Here is an 18,452-nt window from a genome sequence, read left to right as displayed (position 1 = left end):
AGGTAGAATAAGGATAAAAAAGAAAGAAGGTTCTACTTTTGAAACCAAATCCTAATTTTTACCTGCAAAAAATTAATCAGATCGTTAAAGACACAGAAGAAATTGGCGAAACAATGAACCCTAATTATGAAGAAATTCGTGCCTTAATTGATGAAGGCAAAAGCGCTGAGCTAACGGAAGAAAGACAATTAGCCGCAGTGGAAGTTTTTAAAGAAGGAACGGCAAAATATCGCGACTTGCTCAAATCATTATCAAGTTTACGTGCTCCTGCACGTATAATGGGAGTTCATAAAAAGTTTGAACGAGCTTATCAAACTTATGTGGATGGTTGCGAAGATATGATTGAAAGTATTGCCAATGGCATTGATATTGAAGCTTTTGATGTCGCTGAACAAAAACAAGACGAAGCAACTGATGCCATTGCTGCTTCATTGCAAAAGATGACTAGCCTTTTGATGTAACAGGAAGAATAGCGGCTTGATTTGCCAAGTTTAGATGCATGTGTTAAATTAAATTTATCTTACTACAGAAACGAGGGATCTTCGATTGAAAAACTAAGTCGATTTGTTGGAAGCTGCAAGAAAGCTGTACCTCTTTTATAAGAGAACAGCGCTTTATGCGACGAGTAATCGCAGGAGTAGTGTGCAGATTTTCAAGGTCGGCTAGTTTTCTTCGAAGGTCTTTTTGTGTACCTTTTTTGAAAATGTCGGCCTGAAAATGGGTGAGGCATTTTTTCTTGCTTTAAAAAAAGCAAGCTGAGGTGAAAATGATGAGTAAAATTGAAATCAAAAATTTAACTTTTGGCTTTGATGCCTTAACAGATTTATTGTTTGACCAAGCAAATTTGGTCATAGATACGCAGTGGAAATTAGGTTTAATTGGTAGAAATGGACGCGGGAAGACTACCTTATTACAATTACTCCTGGGAAACTATGCTTATAGTGGGACTGTTAATCATCAGTTGGAATTTACCTATTTTCCCCAAAGCATTGATGATAAGTCGCAATTAACTTATGATTGTTTGCAAGAATTGGCTGTTTTTGACCAATGGGAAATTGAACGAGAATTAAACTTATTAAAGACCGGTCCTGATATTTTATGGCGTTCTTTTGACAGCTTATCTGGCGGGGAACAAACGAAAGCATTACTGGCTTTGTTATTTATCGATGATCGCCATTTTCCTTTGATTGATGAGCCGACGAATCATTTAGATATCACAGCTCGTCAACAAGTTGCACATTATTTACAAACCAAAAAGCAAGGCTTTATTGTTGTAAGCCATGATCGTAGTTTTGTAGATGAAGTGGTCGATCACGTTCTTTCCATTGAAAAAAGCCAACTTGTTTTATATCAGGGAAACTTTACTACTTATGAAGAGCAAAAAGAACAGCGTGACCGTTACGAACAAGAGGAAAACCGCAAATTAAAAAAAGAAGTCAGCCGTCTGCAACAAACAGCAGCAGAAAAAGCTGAGTGGTCACGCGGCAGAGAAAAGGACAAACAAGGGAAGCCTAGTCAAAAGGGCAGTGGAGCAATTTATGATACAGGAGCCATTGGTGCACGGGCCGCACGTACCATGAAACGGTCCAAAGCAATTGCGAATCGGATGGAACAAAAAGCAGAAGAAAAAGAAAATTTATTACATGATATCGAGTATATTGATCCGTTAACGATGAACTATCAGTCTTCTTATCATAAACAATTGCTTAAGGTAGAAGAGCTACAGTTAAGCTATGCTGAAGAGCCATTGTTTGATCCTCTTTCATTTGAAATTGAGCAGGGGCAACGTTTAGCAATTCAAGGCGCTAATGGTTCCGGAAAGTCCTCGATCATTCAATTTTTGTTGGGCGAATTCAAGGGGGAAACTAGCGGATATGCAACGTTTTCCCATGATTTAAGCATTAGTTACGTCCGGCAAAATTATGAAGATAATACAGGAACGCTACCAGAGTTTGCTCAAACACATCATTTATCTTATCAAGAATTATTGAATAATTTGCATAAATTAGGATTAGAGCGTAATGTTTTTACCAATCGAATTGAAGAAATGAGTATGGGACAGCGTAAACGAGTCGAATTAGCTAAGTCATTGGCTACACCGGCAGAACTGTTTATTTGGGATGAGCCGCTTAATTATTTAGATGTTTTTAACCACAAACAATTAGAAGAAGTCATTAAAATGGTGCAGCCTTCTATGCTGGTCGTTGAACATGAAGCGACATTTTTGCAAAATATTGCAACGAAAATCATTTACTTATGATGCGGTTTTTAATAGTTCCTAGGAATAGCAAAGTAGTAAGGAAACAGTTGTGCGATACTAATCATTTCAAGTTAAAAAAAAACCAGTGGTCTTCACATTTTAAATGAAGACCACTGGGTTTTAATTTCATGCCAATGGGTTTAAAATTTAATCAAACAGTACGCAAACACATTCAGGAGCATAAAAATCTTTACTGATGAAAGTTAGTTCCCCTGTTTGACTGTCGCGCTCAAATAATGAAAGATTATCTGATTTTTGATGACCACAAACGATAAATTGCTCTGTTGGATCAAGGGCAAAATCACGTGGAAAGTCGCCTTCAGTGGAAATGTTTTGAACAAATTCTAAGCTTTCACCATCATTTTTGACAGCAAATGCGGTAATCGAATTATGCCCACGGTTTGAAACGTAAACAAATTTTCCATCTGAGGTCATCCGGATTGCAGCTCCACCATTAAAGTCATGATAGTCTTCAGGTATAGTGGATGTTTTGTTTTCTTGGGTAAATTTACCAGTGGTTGCGTCATAAGCTAACACTGTCACTGTGCTATCTAATTCGCCGAATAGATAAGCATATTTTTCATTTGGATGAAAAACTAGGTGACGCGGACCTGTGCCAGCTGGCGCTTCAAAAACCGAAACTTCAGTTAATTTGCCATCCTCGGAAACATCATAAGTGTAAACACGATCCGTGCCTAAATCGCAAACAACTAACCGTTTGTCAGGTGTTAAGTTTGCGTAGTGGGCGTGTGCATGGTCTTGATTTTCGTTAGGTCCAGTTGGTTCATCGTGATAAACAGCATCGCTAGTTTTGAGTGAGCCGTCTGCTAAGACTTGATATACGTTGACTTCACCTTTATGGTAATTTGCACCGTAAACTAATTGACGGACGTCATCCACTGCAACATAACATAATGGAGCTCCTTCTTCAGTCACTGCGTTTAAAAAATTAAAAGATGAATCATAAGCAGCTGCCCCGCCTTTGTCATCAACAGAAGTCACGCTATAAAGATTTTTTGCTTTACTTTGTGCTAGGTAAGTAGGACTATTTTCTTCGGCAACGAGTGTTAAATCTGCAAGTTCTTTGTTTTTTGTATCTAATTGAACCGAATAGATTCCCTTACTTTCTCCTCTGGTATAAGTTCCTAGTAGTATTTTTTCAAGCATATTATTCCTCCTTGTAAATTAGGCACACTTTATTTTACCATAGAATAATCAGAAAAAAATCTGTTTTACTTGTTAAAAACCTAGAAATACAAACGGGATTTCTTCGGTTAGTGAATTAATGTGGTATAATTTTAATTATAAAAAGGATATTAGGAGGAACGAATACATGCAACAAGGTAAAATTTTAAAAGTCGGGGATCAAGCAGTTGATAAAAATGAAAATTTGCTGATTTTTTTCGGTGAAAGTGTGACAAAAGGGTTGAAACCTTATTCAATTGTACAAGATATTGATGAACCCGAAAAAATTGAATTAACTGTAGGAGATAAAATTCTTTTTGGGCAACAAGAATATCAAGTTACCTATGTGGGTCGTCTAGTTAATCAAAATTTACAAACGATTCAACATACATCTTTTGTATTTTCGGATGAACCACAAGATAAACTAACCAGCAGTGTTTATTTAACGCCTGCAAAAATACCTGATATTTCTGAAGGAATGACAATCACCTATTGCTAGAGGAGGAAGTTTCTTATGGATAAGAAAGAAAAACGACCATTTTCCTGGTTTTGGAAATGGTTTTTAGATAATAAATTTGTAACTGGGTTGTTGATCGTCTTGTTAATCTTATTGATTATCAACCTTTTTACCAAAGTTTCTTACCTTTTTTTTCCTGTTTGGCAATTTTTGGCTATTGTCGGGTTACCAATTATATTAGCCGGTATTTTATTTTATTTACTGAATCCAATTGTTGATTTTTTCGAAAGAAGAGGAATTAAACGGTTCTATAGTATTGTGGGACTATTTATTTTGGTTGCAGGGCTAATTGCTTGGGGTGTTATCGTAATTATTCCGGAAATACGTGAACAGACAACTACCTTCGTTAATCGATTACCGGGCTATGTTGATACAGTTCAAGTAGCATTGGCCGACTTTTTTTCTGATCCGGTTTTTGATAAAGTTCAAGATCAAATTGCCATTTCTGGTGAAAGAATTATGTCATCAATTACGTCTATGGTACAAAACATTTCGACGACAACGGTTCAAAGTATTGGGAACTTTTTTGGTGCGGTGGCTTCCATTTTCATTGCAATTATTACGATGCCCGTTATCTTATTTTATTTATTAAAAGACGGAAAAAAAATTGCCCCTTATTTTGTTCAATTTCTGCCGACAAAGATGCGTCAACCGACTTTACGAGTTTTACAAGAAATGAATAAACAGGTATCTTCTTATATTCGCGGTCAGCTAACTGTTGCCTTTGCTGTAGCCATTTTATTTATGGTCGGTTTTTCAATTATTGGTTTGGACTATGCAATTACCTTGGGTGTGATTGCGGGTTTCTTGAATTTAGTCCCTTATATTGGTTCATTTCTAGCGATGATACCAGCGATTTTTTTAGGAATCGTAGGTGGACCGGTATTGTTAATCCAAGTGTTAATTGTATTTGCCATCGAACAAGCAATTGAAGGTCGTTTAATTTCGCCATTGGTACTAGGCAGTCAACTGGCTGTTCATCCAGTGACAATCTTGTTTGTATTATTGACTGCAGGTAAATTATTTGGCTTTGTGGGTGTCGTTTTAGGTGTGCCAGCTTATGCGGCTATAAAAGTAGTAATTACAAATATCTTTAATTGGTATAAGACAGTTTCTGGACTTTATGAAGAAGATGCAGCTCCCAAAAGTACGACCGATGAAAAAACCAAATAAAAAACAACGTTGCAGAGAAAAACTGCAACGTTGTTTTGCTGTTAAGCAGCAATTGATTTCAATGCTTTCATTCCGCCTATTACATGGACTGCTTGGAACCCATGGTGGTTTAAAAATTCAGCGATAATTTCAGAGCGTCGTCCAGAGTGACTAAGAACATAATAGGTTGTATTTTTATCTAACTCAGCCAAACGGTTGGGTAGACTGGTTGTTGGCATAGAAAGTGCGCCAGCAAGATGATTTTCTTTGTAGGCACCTTTATCTCGAATATCCAAAACAGCCACGGACTGTCCAAGCAATGCACGAAAATCTTGTATAGTAATTGATTGCATGTTATCCCTCTCTTTTCTTTTTGGATAAGTCTGATTGTAGGTGTTTTTATTCCAAGATGCAAGTTTGCGATTTATAATGCAAAGGAAATGAACGTTTTCTTAATGTTTACAAAATGGTAAGATGAAAAGGCAGCGTTTAAAAAGCCAAGCTTGCTTTTTTTGCTAGAATCAAGTAAAGTATACCTGTGTCTAATTATAGACACAGCCTGTCACTTAGTTTGACGAATCACCAACGTTTTACTCAGTTGCAGGAATAAATAAAGAAGAGGTGAAGAAAATGGCAATTTCACAAGCACGTAAAACCGAAATCATCGAAAAATTTGCGCGTCATGAAGGAGATACTGGTTCACCAGAAGTTCAAATCGCTGTTTTGACTGAAGATATCAATTCATTGAACGAACATATCCGTGAACACAAAAAAGATCACCATTCATATCGTGGATTGATGAAAAAAGTCGGACATCGTCGTAACCTTTTAGCATATTTGCGTAATAAAGATGTAACTCGTTACCGCGAATTGATCCAAGCTCTAGGATTACGCCGTTAATCAGGTTAAAAAGAAAAGTGAGGTTCTAACGGATCTCACTTTTTTGCTGTGAATCACTGCGATTCAACGACCAAAGGGAGTTGAGAGCAGTTGATGAACAGTACTAGGGCGAGCGCCAGCGAGGCGTAGTGTCCTCTGTTTTCGAATCACTGCGATTCAACGACCAAAGGGAGTTGAGAGCAGTTGATGAACAGTACTAGGGCGAGCGCCAGCGAGGCGTAGTGTCCTCTGTTTTCGAATCACTACGATTCAACGACCAAAGGGAGTTGAGAGCAGTTGATGAACAGTACTAGGGCGAGCGCCAGCGAGGCGTAGTGTCCTCTGTTTTCGAATCACTGCGATTCAACGACCAAAGAGAGCTGAGAGCAGTTGATGAACAGTACTAGGGCAAGCGCCAGCGAGGCGTAGTGTCCTCTGTTTTCGAATTACTGCGATTCAACGATCAAAGAGATTCAAAATTGAATCATATGAAGTAACCACCATGTTCTAAAGGAATTTGGTGAATTTATTAAAAAGCTGTGACTGTTGTGGCTTGGCTTAACTACTAACCAAATAAAAGCACTGAATCATTTCAATGTTTTTATTTGTTTAGTAGCAAGCCTACGCGCACAGTGGAAAAGGAGAAGTTATGACAAAACAAGTTTTTGAAACAACTTGGGGCGGACGTCCCTTACAAGTAGAAGTTGGACAACTTGCTAAACAAGCAAATGGCGCTGTTCTGGTTCGTTACGGCGAAACAGTTGTATTAAGTGCAGTTGTGGCTTCAAAAGAAGCAAAAGGAACAGATTTTTTCCCATTGACCATTAATTATGAAGAAAAAATGTATGCTGTAGGAAAAATACCAGGCGGGTTTATTAAAAGAGAAGGTCGTCCTAGTACTGACGCAACATTGACTGCGCGGTTAATCGATCGTCCTATCCGACCAATGTTTGCTGAAGGTTTTCGTAATGAAGTCCAAGTAACCAATACTGTTATGAGTGTTGAACAAGATTGTTCGCCAGCTATGGCAGCGATGTTAGGTTCGTCATTAGCACTATCAATTTCAGATATCCCGTTTGATGGTCCAATCGCAGGGGTAGAGGTTGGACGTATTGATGGTGAATATGTTTTGAACCCAACGGTAGAACAACACGAAAAATCAGACATTGATTTGACAGTTGCCGGTACCGGCGAAGCAATTAATATGGTCGAGTCAGGAGCTCAAGAAGCTTCTGAAGCAGATATGTTAGGTGCATTGATGTTCGGTCATGCAGCAATCCAAGAATTAGTAGCTTTTGAAGAAGAAGTTACAGCTAGCTGTGGTAAAGAAAAAATGACGATTTCTTTATTACAAGTGGATGAAGACTTGCAAAAGACTATTTATGATGCTTATTATCAAACAATGAAAACGGCTGTTTTAACAGAAGAAAAATTAGCGCGCGAAGATGAAATTGAAAATGTAAAAGCAACCGTTAAGGAAGCTTATGAAGAACAAATTGCTGAGCTAGAAGCCGAAGATGCCGAACATTTAGTCAGTGAAGTGAGTCAAATTGCCGAAGATTTAGAAAAAGATGTTGTACGCGAATTGATCACCATTGACAAAATACGCCCTGATGGCAGAAAAGTAGATGAAATTCGTGATCTTTCTTCTGAAGTAGGATTACTGCCGCGTGTCCATGGTTCAGGTTTATTCACTCGTGGACAAACGCAAGCTTTATCCGCTTGTACGTTAGCTCCTTTAGGTGAGCATCAAATCATCGATGGTCTAGGCGTAGAAGAATCTAAACGTTTCATTCATCATTACAACTTCCCTAAATTTAGTGTGGGATCAACAGGTCGGGCAGGCTCTCCTGGACGTCGAGAAATTGGCCACGGAGCGTTAGGTGAACGAGCGCTAGCTCAAATTATTCCAAGTGAAGAAGAATTTCCTTATACTATCCGTTTAGTTGCTGAAGTTTTGGAATCCAATGGTTCTTCTTCACAAGCAAGTATTTGCGCGGGAACTCTAGCATTGATGGATGCAGGTGTACCTATCAAGGCTCCTGTTGCTGGTATTGCAATGGGACTTGTATCAGACGGTGAAAATTATACGATCTTGACTGACATTCAAGGTATGGAGGACCATTTAGGCGATATGGACTTTAAAGTTGCCGGAACTAAAGATGGGATTACCGCTTTGCAAATGGATATCAAAATCCAAGGTATTACTGAACAAATTCTACGTGAAGCTTTAACCCAAGCTAAACAAGCACGGATGGAAATTTTACAACAATTAAACTCAACGATTGCTCAACCAAGAGAAGAGCTAAGTCCGTATGCTCCGAAGATTGAAATGATTTCGATTGACCCTGAAAAAATTAAAGAAGTGATCGGTAAAGGCGGCGATACAATTAACGGCATCATTGATGAAACAGGTGTTAAAATTGATATCGACCAAGAAGGTAATGTATCAATTGCCTCTTCTGATGCGGAAATGATTAAAAAAGCAATTGGGATCGTTAAAGATTTGACCAAAGAAATTAAACCGGGCGAAGTTTATTTAGGCAAAGTTGTTCGGATTGAAAAATTTGGTGCTTTCGTTAATATTGCCAAAGGTAAGGATGGCTTAGTCCATATTTCACAATTAGCAAACGAACGTGTTAATAAAGTGGAAGATGTGCTTCATATTGGAGATGAAGTACTTGTCAAGGTAACTGAGATTGACAAACAAGGTCGTATTAATCTTTCCAGAAAAGCAATGCTAAAAGACGATAAGCAAGAGGATAAAAAAGATAATAAGAACGATAAAAAATAAATGAAACGTAAAAAACCTTATCAGCAGTAGTTGTTTGCTGGTAAGGTTTTTTAACGAATATAAAAAGCTTTTGTAAAATTGTTTTTCCTTTCAACAAATGCTACGATAGGAACAATAAATAAATAGGAGAATGGTACATGCAATCAAATTGGCAAAATAAAATTATTCAATTTATGCGCGGACGCTACGGCGTTTTTGATCCGTTAAATAAAATGCTACTCATTTTAACGGCGGTGTTATTTATTCTTAACGTTTTTTCCTCAACACTGTTATTGAGAATATTACCTTTAGTGCTATTAGTTATCGTTTATTATCGCTTTTTTTCCAAAAGAATTTACGTTCGCTCCAATGAAAACCAAAAATATTTACGTTGGCAGAATAAAATTAAAAACTTCTTCAAATTAAAAAAAGAAGCTTTTCAAAATCGTAAATCGTATGTTTATTTTCATTGTCCAGAATGTAAGAAAGCATTACGTGCACCTAAAGGCAAAGGGAAATTAAAAATAACCTGTTCCCAATGTCATCATCAATTTATAAAAAAAGTATGATGCTTTATTTAAGCGTTATAGCTTGAATAACATAAAAAAAGCCGAGACAAACTTCTTTTTAACGTTGAACGTGGTTGTTCAAGTTGTTCGTTTTGTCTCAGCTTTTTTATTTACCGTTGGATTGAGCGTAACATCAGTTTCTTGCCCGTTTTAGGATCCACTTCTCCGGTTAGCTCAAAATTAAATGATTCATAAAAAGGGATTGCTTGTTCATTTTTTTGGTGTACTCGAATATAAACGTCATCCACTTTAAAGCGATCTTCTAAATAAGTTAAAACTGCTTGGAAAAGCGCATGACCGTAGCCTTGTTTTTGTGCATTATGATCAATCATGAAACGGTCAAACAAGATGGTCCTATTTTGCTTGTCTTCTGCTCCGATCATGGCAAACCCGACAATTTTATTGTCCACACATAGTGCGATGGGAGTCCAGTTATAAGATGAGTCATAAGCAGCTTCTAATAGAGACTCGGTATTATCTTCGATTAGTTCGGCTTGACTAGGCGCGACTGCTAACTGTATGATTTTGCGCCAATTGTTTTGCGTGATCGGTTCCAAATGATACCTCATTGAAATCGCCTCCTTTTATGTAAAGTATAACAAAACAAACGAATTTTACTAAATATTTAACTCAAATTTATAAAAAATTAGTTTTAAGCAACCAAAATAGTTCGATATTAGCGTTTGAACTTCATTCACAATTGGTCTACAATGAATGAGAATACAAATGAACTTGGAGGGAAATCAATGTCCGTTTTAGAAATCAAGGATTTACATGTAACCATTGAAAATAAAGAAATTTTAAAAGGGGTTAATCTTACACTTAATACAGGCGAAGTTCATGCCATCATGGGACCAAACGGTACAGGAAAATCTACTCTATCAGCTGCCGTTATGGGCAACCCCAACTATGAAGTAACCAAAGGAGAAATCTTGTATGATGACCAAAATGTTCTAGAGATGGAAGTGGATGAGCGTGCACGTCTAGGGTTGTTTCTAGCGATGCAATATCCTAGTGAAATTCCTGGCATTACCAATGCTGAATTTATGCGAGCTTCAATCAATGCTAAACGAGCAGAAGAGGATCAAATTTCAGTCATGCAATTTTTAAAGGAATTAGACCAAAAAATGCAACTGTTGAATATGCCTGAAGAAATGGCTGAACGTTATTTAAATGAAGGATTTTCTGGCGGTGAAAAAAAACGTAATGAGATTTTACAATTAATGATGTTAAAACCAACTTTTGCTGTCTTAGACGAAATTGATTCGGGGCTTGATATTGATGCGTTAAAAGTTGTAGCCAAAGGTATAAATGAAATGCGTGGTGAAAACTTTGGCGCATTAATTATTACTCACTATCAACGGCTATTAAATTATATTACACCTGATGTGGTACATATCATGATGGATGGGCGTGTTGCTTTGACTGGAGATGCAGAATTAGCAAAACGTTTGGAAAATGAAGGCTATGCCGGTATTAGTAAAGAACTAGGAATTGAATATAAGGAAGAAGCGTAAGGAGGTCAAGTGACATGCAGAAAAATTTGATAAATCATCTTGACGCAGTTAACGCTTTTTCAGCTTATAAAAAAGAACCTAATTGGATGTATAAAATACGCCAAGCTGCGTTAAAAAAAGCAGATACTTTGGATCTGCGAAGAATTGAGCGGGTACGCTATGATCGTTGGCCGTTATTTAACATTGATGATGATAGTCTAATTAATGGCAAAAAAGCAACCGCTAAAATTCCTGCTTTTGATAAGAATAGAGAAAGCCCCATTTTAGTTCAACAAGATGATACTGTTATTTTTGAACAATTGCCACAAGAATTAGTAGATAAAGGCGTTATTTTCACCGATATATTTACCGCTATGCAAAAGTATCCAGAATTAGTTAAAGAGTATTATATGACCAAGTCGGTCCCTATGGATGAAGACAAAATAACAGCTGCCCACGCAGCTTTTATGAATGGCGGTTTGTTTTTATATGTCCCTAAAAATGTGGTAATTGAACAACCAATCGAAGCGATTTTTCATCATGACGGTGACTTGCCTGCTCATTTCTTTAAACATGTATTAATCGTAGCAGAAGAAAATAGTGAGTTTAGTTATCTTGAACGATTTATGACAGAAGGCAGTTTGGCTAAAAAAGTGTCTGGTAATATTATTGTAGAAGTAATCGCGCAAAAAGATGCCAAAATTAAGTTTTCGGGAATTGATCAATTAGGAGAAAACCTTTCTTGCTATATAAAAAGACGAGGTTATTTGCTACGTAATGCTTCGATTGACTGGGCCATGGGTGTTATGAACGAAGGTGACGTGATAGGTGATTTTGATTCTGAGTTAGAAGGTGAAGGCTCCCACGCAGAAGTTAAAGCAGTTGCTATCAGCGCTGGACGCCAAAAACAAGCGATCGATACGCGTGTTACCAATAAGGCGCCTCATTCAGTGGGACATATCTTGCAACATGGCGTTATCCGTGATCGTGGAACTTTGACTTTTAATGGTATCGGTCATATTTTAAAAGGGGCAAAAGGTTCAGATGCACAACAAGAAAGTCGTGTATTGATGCTTTCTGATAAGGCACGTGGTGATGCCAATCCTATTTTATTGGTTGAAGAAAATGAGGTAACAGCTGGCCATGCTGCTAGTGTAGGAAGAGTAGATCCTGAAGAAATGTATTATTTGATGAGTCGAGGGCTACCAAAAGAAGAAGCCGAACGATTAGTCATTCGTGGATTTTTGAGTGCAGTTTTAACCGCAATACCGGTAAAAGAAGTGGAAAAGGAATTAATTAATGTCATTGAAAGGAAGGTAGATGCGTGATAAATGCTGAACATCTTCGTCAAGAATTTCCTATTTTAAATCAAGTGATCAATGATGAATCGCTCGTATATTTGGATAATGCAGCAACGACTCAAAAGCCTGAGGCTGTTTTACAAACGATTGGATCCTACTATCATGAAGATAATGCCAATGTTCATCGCGGCGTTCATACTTTAGCTGAACGTGCAACTGAAAAGTATGAAGACGCACGGGAAAAAGTACGCCAATTAATTAATGCCAAGGAAGCGGCTGAAGTCCTCTTTACCCGCGGAACAACAACTGGTTTGAACTGGGTAGCTCAAAGTTTTGGCGATGCTTTTGTCCAAGAAGGCGATGAAATTGTGATTTCCTATATGGAGCACCATTCTAATGTAGTTCCTTGGCAGCAGTTAGCTAAACGAAAAAAAGCAGTACTGAAATATGTTCCTTTAACAAAGGACGGCTTTTTAGACATGACAAAAGCCCGCCAACAAGTGACGGATAAAACGGTGATTGTGGCGATCACGCATGCTTCAAATGTCCTGGGTGTAATTAACCCAATCGCTGAATTAGCTAGCTTAGCACACGATCATCAAGCGATAATGGTAGTAGATGGCGCCCAAGCAGCTCCCCATATGCCAGTGGATGTTCAAGAGCTAGATGCTGACTTTTATGCTTTTTCTGGTCATAAAATGTGTGGTCCAACGGGAATTGGTGTATTATACGGTAAACGAAACTGGTTAGAACAGATGGAGCCAGTGGAATTTGGTGGCGAAATGATTGATTTTGTTCATCCGTACGAAAGCACTTGGACCGAATTGCCTTGGAAATTTGAAGCGGGTACGCCTAACATTGCTGGCGGTATCGGTTTAGGCAGCGCGATTGACTATCTAAATAAAATTGGGCTTACCGATATTTATCGTCATGAGAAAGAATTGGTTCATTATGTATTGCCGCAACTACAGGCAATCGACGGTCTGACAATTTATGGCCCAGCTGATCCTCATGATCATACTGGCGTGATTGCTTTTAACTTGGATGGCCTGCATCCTCATGATGTGGCAACTGCTTTAGACATGGAAGGTGTGGCTGTTCGCGCCGGGCATCACTGTGCTCAGCCGCTTTTAGAATATTTGGATGTTATTGCTACGGTACGTGCAAGTTTTTATTTATATAATACAAAGGAAGATGCAGATCGTTTAGTGGAAGCGATCAAAGTGACAAAGGAGTTTTTCGAACATGGCACTTTCTAAATTAGAAAATTTATATCGTCAAGTTATTTTGGATCACTCCAGTCATCCGCATAACCATGGGACGCTAGAAAATTCTAGTCAACATATCGAAATGAATAATCCAACCTGCGGCGATGTGATTCATTTGGAACTGCAGACTGAAGATGGCATAATAAAAGATATCGCCTTTTCTGGACATGGTTGTTCGATTTCAACAGCGAGTGCTTCGATGATGACTGAAGCAGTTAAAGGGAAAACGGTAAAAGAAGCCATGGCTTTAGCAGAAGATTTCTCTTTGCTGGTTCAAGGAAAAGAAGTAGAAGAAGTCGAAAAATTAGGTGATGCTGAAATACTCAATGGGGTGTCAAAATTTCCTGCTCGCATCAAATGTGCTACTCTTTCTTGGAATGCGTTGAAAAAAGCACTGGAAGATCCAAATTCAGGTGTAGCCGATGCGGGTTTTATTAAGCATGATGGATAAAAAGTGATCTGTTAATAGACCATTGTGAATCAAACACACGAGAACGTAGTATCTTGTGTGTTTTTGTGCATAGAAGAATTTGAATGGCAATGAACTTTAAGGAGGAAAAAGTATGAGTGAATTAAACGAATTATTGCATTCTGCAAAAAAAGTTGTATTTTTAACTGGCGCCGGGGTTTCAACGGCATCGGGTATCCCTGATTATCGTTCGAAAAATGGCTTATATTCTACAGGAGGTTCACCGGAATATTTATTAAGTCATCCTTGCTTGATCAATGAACCAGAAAAACATTATGAGTTTGTCAAACAACATATGATCCACCCAGAAGCAAAACCTAACGTTATCCATCAAAAAATGGCTGAATTTACCCAAAAAGGAAAAGCAGATATTATTACTCAAAATGTGGAAGGGCTGCATCTTTCAGCCGGCGCAGATCCACAACATTTAATAGAGTTTCATGGCGACATCTATCATATTTATTGCCAAAAGTGTGGTCGGACTGTTGCACTGGAAGACTATTTGTCTAGTATGTATCATGAAAATTGCGGTGGTATCTTACGGACAGACATTGTATTATATGAAGAAGCAATTGATACTGGAAAAATCGAAAAATCAGTTGAAGCAATCAGTCAAGCTGATTTAATCGTTGTAGTCGGGACTTCTTTTGTGGTCTATCCTTTTGCAAGCTTGATTCAATACGCTGCACCCAATGCGAAAATGATTGCAGTTAACCGCGATGCTATCACACTGCCTTCAAATGGCAAGATGATCAAAGGAGACGCAGTAAAAGAATTTGATCAAGTAGAAGTTTAGTAGCCAAGCAATGAAAGGTAACTTACAACATCATCTTGCTTGAATTAGCCGGAAAATACCCCTTATTTTTGAAGATGCTATTTTTCGGCTTTTTATCAATAATCTCTCTAATAAGAAATAAATCTAGATTTATTTCAGCAACCGCTTTATTTTTTGCTATAATAGTTTTAAATGTGTGAAAGGAGGCCTTGTGTGTGGTAAGAAAACTTCTGAGTTCTGTGGGTGAATATAAAAGGCCGACTGCTCTTAGTATGATATTAGTGATTTTTGAATCGTTTATAGAAATTTTAATTCCTACGTTGATGGCAATTCTTATTGATAGTGGTATTTCGCAAGGAGATACTGCAGTTGTTTGGCAGATCGGCGGGTTCCTTATTTTATTAGCATTAGTAGGGTTGATCATTGGCGCTTTGTCTGGACGATATGCCGCAATTGCATCCGCTGGCTTTGCTAAAAACTTGCGAAAAACCTTATTTTTTAATGTCCAGAGATTCTCTTTTTCCAATATTGATAAATTTACGGCTCCCAGCTTGATTACGCGAATGACCACTGATGTGACAAATTTACAAAATGCTTATCAAATGTTAGTACGTATTATGATCAAAAGCCCAGTTCAGTTTACTTTTGCAATTATTATGTCGGCTTTGATTAACCCCAATATGGTCTTGATTTTTATTGGGATCGCTCCATTTTTAGCAGGGACACTTATTTTTATTGGGCGGAAAGTCCATCCTATTTTTGTACGTGTTTTTCGGAGTTATGATCATTTGAATAATATCGTACAAGAAAACTTACATGGGATACGGGTAGTCAAATCTTATGTACGTCAGGCTTTTGAAATAAATAAATTTCAGAACATTTCGAAAATTGTTTATAAACGTTTTTCCAAAGCCGAAAAACTATTAGCTTTTAATCAACCGCTCATGCAGTCGTCGGCTTATATTTGTATCTTGCTTATTTCCTGGGTGGGCGCTCATTTGATTGTGGACCAGACAATGTCTACAGGGGAATTGTCTAGTTTATTTGTTTATACTTTCCAAATTTTAATTAGCTTAAATATGTTTTCAATGGTTTTTGTCATGCTTTTGATTTCTCAAGCTTCTGCTGAGCGTGTGGTAGCAGTGATGGAAGAAGAGAGCGATTTAAAAAATAATGATGTTGCATTACAAACACTTGCTGATGGGCAAATCCGTTTTGATCACGTTTTTTTTCAGTATCCGACAGATCCTGAGCATAATGCTTTAAAAGACGTCTCTTTTTCAGTCAAAACTGGAGAGACAGTCGGCATTGTGGGTGGTACGGGAAGTTCTAAGACTACACTTGTTCAATTGATTCCACGCTTATATGATGTGACAGGTGGACGTGTCGAAGTGGCAGGAAAAGATGTGCGAGACTATGATACGGATACCCTTAGACAAAATATTGGCGTTGTTTTGCAAAATAATGTTCTATTTTCTGGCACAATTATGGAAAACATACGCTGGGGAAATCCTGCAGCAACTGAACAAGAAGTTAAAGATGCTTGTGTTATGGCACAAGCAGACGAATTTATTCAAGAACTTTCTGATGGCTATCAAACCTATATTGAACAAGGTGGCTCAAATGTTTCTGGGGGTCAAAGGCAACGTCTATGTATTGCCCGCGCTTTACTGAAAGATCCTAAGATTTTAATTTTGGATGATTCAACGAGCGCTGTGGATACGAAGACTGAATCTAAGATTCTTGAGACTTTTAGGACAAAAATGCCTTATACTACCAAATTTATCGTTGCACAACGGATTACTTCTGTTCAGGATGCAGATAAAATTCTGTTTCTTGATAATGGTCAAATTACAGATATAGGAACACATGACGAATTGCTGCAAACTAGTTCTATCTATCAAGAGATTTATGAAGCGCAAACGAAAGGATTTGGTGGAGCAAATGCGAAATAATACAACACTAGCGCCTTTGCTACGTATCCTTCGTTATATTTGGCGCGATTATAAAATAAATTTGATGTTTGTGATTCTGTTTGTCTTGCTGAGTACAGGTGCGAACACACTGGGTTCCTTATTTATCCAACGGGTTGTCGATGATTATATTACCCCGCTTTTAGCGCAAACAAATCCGGTTTATACTGGACTTTTAAATATCATCCTGGTTATGGGTGCAATTTATTTGATCGGTGTGATCTCGTCTTTATTGTTTAATCGAATCATGGTTACAGTAAGTCAAGGTACTCAAAAGAATATTCGAGATGATATGTTTGCCAAAATGCAAGCTTTGCCTGTTCGGTTTTTTGATGAGAATCCTTCCGGTGATGTCATGAGTCACTATACCAACGATATTGATACGCTGCGACAAATGATCTCACAAAGTATCCCTCAAGTCTTTCAAGCGATAACCCAAATGATCGGTGTTTTTATTGCGATGTTAACGTTGAATGTTCCATTGACTTTTGTGGTTTTATTTACAGTAGGTCTGATTTATTTTGTGGTAAAAAAGATTGCTGGCCTAAGTTCTCGTTATTTTGTCTATCAACAGCGCTCCTTGGGTGATGTGGATGGTTATATTGAAGAAATGACGTTTGGTCAAAAAGTCGTCAAAGTATTTACTCATGAAGAAGAATCCAAACGTGGTTTTGTGCAAAAAAATGATCGATTATTTGAAGACACTTCAAAAGCCAACCAATTGGCAAATATATTATTACCTATCATGATCAATTTGGGGAATTTACAATATGTTTTGATTGCGTTAGTTGGTGGAATCTTATCGATTGAAGGAATCATTACCTTATCTATTGGGACACTGATTGCTTTCTTGCAGTTAAGTAGGAGTTTTAGTGGTCCGCTTAACCAGATTTCACAACAGGTCAACTTTATCGTGATGGCTTTGGCTGGAGCAGCACGGATTTTTGAACTAATTGATACAAAACCTGAAGGAGATACTGGGGTGGTAACGTTAGTCAGTGTTGAGCAAAAAGGAAAACAGTTGCGAGAAAGTACTTATCATACCGACCGATGGGCCTGGAAACAGCCACAAGCGGATGGTAGTGTTGAGTACATTGAAGTAAAAGGTAAGATTGATTTTGACCACGTCACTTTTGGTTATAAAGAAAATCAGACGATCCTTCATGACATTTCTCTTTATGCACATCCCGGACAAAAGGTCGCATTGGTCGGAGCAACGGGAGCTGGAAAAACTACGATTACCAATTTGCTTAATCGATTTTATGATATTGACCAAGGAACAATATTCTATGATGGTATCGATATTAAAAAAATCAAAAAAGCAGATTTGCGTCGTTCTCTTGGAATGGTTTTACAAGATACCAATTTATTTAGCGGTACGATTAGAGAAAATATCCGTTACGGTAATCTAGAAGCAACTGATGAAGAAGTGGTTGCAGCAGCTAAATTGGCAAATGCCGACCATTTCATTGAAAACTTAACAGATGGTTATGATACAGTTATTAATGGGCAAGAATCGAATCTCTCCCAAGGACAACAACAATTATTGTCTATAGCACGGGCTGCTTTAGCCAACAATCCGGTATTGATTTTAGATGAAGCAACTTCAAGTATTGATACATTGACAGAAAAACTCGTGCAAAATGGTATGGACTCGTTAATGGAAGGACGAACGGTCTTTGTGATTGCCCATCGATTGTCGACTATTCAAAATTCTGATGTAATCATTGTTTTAGATCACGGACGTATCATTGAGCGAGGGACACATGTTCAATTAATTGAAAATAAAAAGACATATTACCAGTTGTATACAGGTAAATTAGAATTGTCTTAAT

At 37.8% G+C, this 18,452-nt stretch carries 17 protein-coding genes; 14 read left to right on the top strand and 3 right to left on the bottom strand.

Going from position 1 to position 18,452, the window contains the following annotated elements; all coding sequences use genetic code 11:
* Positions 1–38: 38 nt before the first annotated feature.
* Positions 39–461 carry a hypothetical protein gene (locus C7K43_RS07015; protein WP_124006218.1) on the top strand — a complete coding sequence of 141 codons (423 nt, stop codon included), beginning with the start codon at positions 39–41 and terminating at the stop codon, positions 459–461.
* A gap of 308 nt (positions 462–769) precedes the next feature.
* Complete coding sequence (gene abc-f / locus C7K43_RS07010) at positions 770–2,260, top strand: ribosomal protection-like ABC-F family protein (RefSeq protein ID WP_124006217.1); 1,491 nt, start codon at positions 770–772, stop codon at positions 2,258–2,260.
* A 147-nt stretch (positions 2,261–2,407) separates the two neighbouring features.
* On the opposite strand, the gene C7K43_RS07005 is transcribed toward abc-f, so the two are convergent.
* Positions 2,408–3,427, bottom strand: a complete 1,020-nt coding sequence (locus C7K43_RS07005) for a lactonase family protein (protein WP_124006216.1) — start codon at positions 3,425–3,427, stop codon at positions 2,408–2,410.
* A 166-nt stretch (positions 3,428–3,593) separates the two neighbouring features.
* Between C7K43_RS07005 and C7K43_RS07000 the strand changes: the two genes are divergently transcribed.
* Together C7K43_RS07000 and C7K43_RS06995 are read left to right on the top strand one after the other, a co-directional pair.
* Positions 3,594–3,944 carry a PTS glucitol/sorbitol transporter subunit IIA gene (locus tag C7K43_RS07000; RefSeq protein ID WP_124006215.1) on the top strand — a complete coding sequence of 117 codons (351 nt, stop codon included), beginning with the start codon at positions 3,594–3,596 and terminating at the stop codon, positions 3,942–3,944.
* A 15-nt stretch (positions 3,945–3,959) separates the two neighbouring features.
* Entirely contained in the window at positions 3,960–5,135 is a 1,176-nt protein-coding gene (locus tag C7K43_RS06995; RefSeq protein ID WP_124006214.1) for an AI-2E family transporter, read from the top strand.
* A 41-nt stretch (positions 5,136–5,176) separates the two neighbouring features.
* On the opposite strand, the gene C7K43_RS06990 is transcribed toward C7K43_RS06995, so the two are convergent.
* Positions 5,177–5,467, bottom strand: coding sequence for a rhodanese-like domain-containing protein (locus C7K43_RS06990; protein WP_124006213.1), 291 nt, complete (start codon positions 5,465–5,467; stop codon positions 5,177–5,179).
* A 277-nt stretch (positions 5,468–5,744) separates the two neighbouring features.
* Here C7K43_RS06990 and rpsO point away from each other — a divergent pair, with 277 nt between their 5' ends.
* From rpsO to C7K43_RS06975, 3 genes are all read left to right on the top strand, one after another.
* Positions 5,745–6,014 (top strand): 30S ribosomal protein S15, encoded by a 270-nt coding sequence (gene rpsO / locus C7K43_RS06985; protein WP_124006212.1) that lies wholly within the window; start codon positions 5,745–5,747, stop codon positions 6,012–6,014.
* A 628-nt stretch (positions 6,015–6,642) separates the two neighbouring features.
* On the top strand, positions 6,643–8,787 hold the full coding sequence (pnp, locus tag C7K43_RS06980) for a polyribonucleotide nucleotidyltransferase (RefSeq protein WP_124006211.1): 2,145 nt from the start codon (positions 6,643–6,645) through the stop codon (positions 8,785–8,787).
* Between the two features lie 137 nt (positions 8,788–8,924).
* Complete coding sequence (locus C7K43_RS06975; protein ID WP_124006210.1) at positions 8,925–9,335, top strand: hypothetical protein; 411 nt, start codon at positions 8,925–8,927, stop codon at positions 9,333–9,335.
* Between the two features lie 110 nt (positions 9,336–9,445).
* Here the strand turns inward: C7K43_RS06975 and C7K43_RS06970 are convergent, their stop codons facing one another.
* Positions 9,446–9,904, bottom strand: a complete 459-nt coding sequence (locus C7K43_RS06970) for a GNAT family N-acetyltransferase (protein ID WP_124006209.1) — start codon at positions 9,902–9,904, stop codon at positions 9,446–9,448.
* Positions 9,905–10,081: 177 nt separating this feature from the next.
* Between C7K43_RS06970 and sufC the strand changes: the two genes are divergently transcribed.
* From sufC to C7K43_RS06935, 7 genes are all read left to right on the top strand, one after another.
* Positions 10,082–10,852: a Fe-S cluster assembly ATPase SufC gene (gene sufC, locus C7K43_RS06965; protein WP_124006208.1), complete on the top strand. Its 771-nt coding sequence runs from the start codon at positions 10,082–10,084 to the stop codon at positions 10,850–10,852.
* A 14-nt stretch (positions 10,853–10,866) separates the two neighbouring features.
* Positions 10,867–12,159, top strand: coding sequence for a Fe-S cluster assembly protein SufD (gene sufD, locus C7K43_RS06960; RefSeq protein ID WP_124006207.1), 1,293 nt, complete (start codon positions 10,867–10,869; stop codon positions 12,157–12,159).
* Positions 12,156–13,391 carry a cysteine desulfurase gene (locus C7K43_RS06955; RefSeq protein ID WP_124006206.1) on the top strand — a complete coding sequence of 412 codons (1,236 nt, stop codon included), beginning with the start codon at positions 12,156–12,158 and terminating at the stop codon, positions 13,389–13,391. The genes sufD and C7K43_RS06955 overlap by 4 nt, the downstream gene beginning before the upstream one ends.
* Entirely contained in the window at positions 13,378–13,851 is a 474-nt protein-coding gene (gene sufU, locus C7K43_RS06950) for a Fe-S cluster assembly sulfur transfer protein SufU (protein WP_124006205.1), read from the top strand. Before C7K43_RS06955 ends, sufU begins: the two co-directional genes overlap by 14 nt.
* 112 nt (positions 13,852–13,963) lie before the next feature.
* A complete protein-coding gene (locus C7K43_RS06945; protein ID WP_124006204.1) occupies positions 13,964–14,665 on the top strand; it encodes an NAD-dependent protein deacylase in 702 nt (233 codons plus the stop codon).
* 194 nt (positions 14,666–14,859) lie between these two features.
* Positions 14,860–16,599: an ABC transporter ATP-binding protein gene (locus tag C7K43_RS06940; protein ID WP_124006203.1), complete on the top strand. Its 1,740-nt coding sequence runs from the start codon at positions 14,860–14,862 to the stop codon at positions 16,597–16,599.
* Positions 16,589–18,451 (top strand): ABC transporter ATP-binding protein, encoded by a 1,863-nt coding sequence (locus C7K43_RS06935; protein ID WP_124006202.1) that lies wholly within the window; start codon positions 16,589–16,591, stop codon positions 18,449–18,451. Before C7K43_RS06940 ends, C7K43_RS06935 begins: the two co-directional genes overlap by 11 nt.
* Position 18,452 lies beyond the last annotated feature (1 nt).

It is taken from the genome of Tetragenococcus koreensis, assembly GCF_003795145.1.
In the GTDB taxonomy this organism is placed as follows: domain Bacteria; phylum Bacillota; class Bacilli; order Lactobacillales; family Enterococcaceae; genus Tetragenococcus; species Tetragenococcus koreensis.
Note: the sequence above shows the minus strand (reverse complement) of the source record. Positions and strands in the feature narration are given on the sequence as shown.

What these genes read in the sequence shown, in the direction of transcription:
- abc-f (WP_124006217.1), top strand. Translation starts at nt 770, where the DNA reads ATGAGTAAAATTGAAATCAAAAATTTAACTTTTGGCTTTGATGCCTTA.
- C7K43_RS07005 (WP_124006216.1), bottom strand. Translation starts at nt 3,427, where the DNA reads ATGCTTGAAAAAATACTACTAGGAACTTATACCAGAGGAGAAAGTAAG.
- C7K43_RS07000 (WP_124006215.1), top strand. Translation starts at nt 3,594, where the DNA reads ATGCAACAAGGTAAAATTTTAAAAGTCGGGGATCAAGCAGTTGATAAA.
- C7K43_RS06995 (WP_124006214.1), top strand. Translation starts at nt 3,960, where the DNA reads ATGGATAAGAAAGAAAAACGACCATTTTCCTGGTTTTGGAAATGGTTT.
- C7K43_RS06990 (WP_124006213.1), bottom strand. Translation starts at nt 5,467, where the DNA reads ATGCAATCAATTACTATACAAGATTTTCGTGCATTGCTTGGACAGTCC.
- rpsO (WP_124006212.1), top strand. Translation starts at nt 5,745, where the DNA reads ATGGCAATTTCACAAGCACGTAAAACCGAAATCATCGAAAAATTTGCG.
- pnp (WP_124006211.1), top strand. Translation starts at nt 6,643, where the DNA reads ATGACAAAACAAGTTTTTGAAACAACTTGGGGCGGACGTCCCTTACAA.
- C7K43_RS06975 (WP_124006210.1), top strand. Translation starts at nt 8,925, where the DNA reads ATGCAATCAAATTGGCAAAATAAAATTATTCAATTTATGCGCGGACGC.
- C7K43_RS06970 (WP_124006209.1), bottom strand. Translation starts at nt 9,904, where the DNA reads ATGAGGTATCATTTGGAACCGATCACGCAAAACAATTGGCGCAAAATC.
- sufC (WP_124006208.1), top strand. Translation starts at nt 10,082, where the DNA reads ATGTCCGTTTTAGAAATCAAGGATTTACATGTAACCATTGAAAATAAA.
- sufD (WP_124006207.1), top strand. Translation starts at nt 10,867, where the DNA reads ATGCAGAAAAATTTGATAAATCATCTTGACGCAGTTAACGCTTTTTCA.
- sufU (WP_124006205.1), top strand. Translation starts at nt 13,378, where the DNA reads ATGGCACTTTCTAAATTAGAAAATTTATATCGTCAAGTTATTTTGGAT.
- C7K43_RS06945 (WP_124006204.1), top strand. Translation starts at nt 13,964, where the DNA reads ATGAGTGAATTAAACGAATTATTGCATTCTGCAAAAAAAGTTGTATTT.
- C7K43_RS06935 (WP_124006202.1), top strand. Translation starts at nt 16,589, where the DNA reads ATGCGAAATAATACAACACTAGCGCCTTTGCTACGTATCCTTCGTTAT.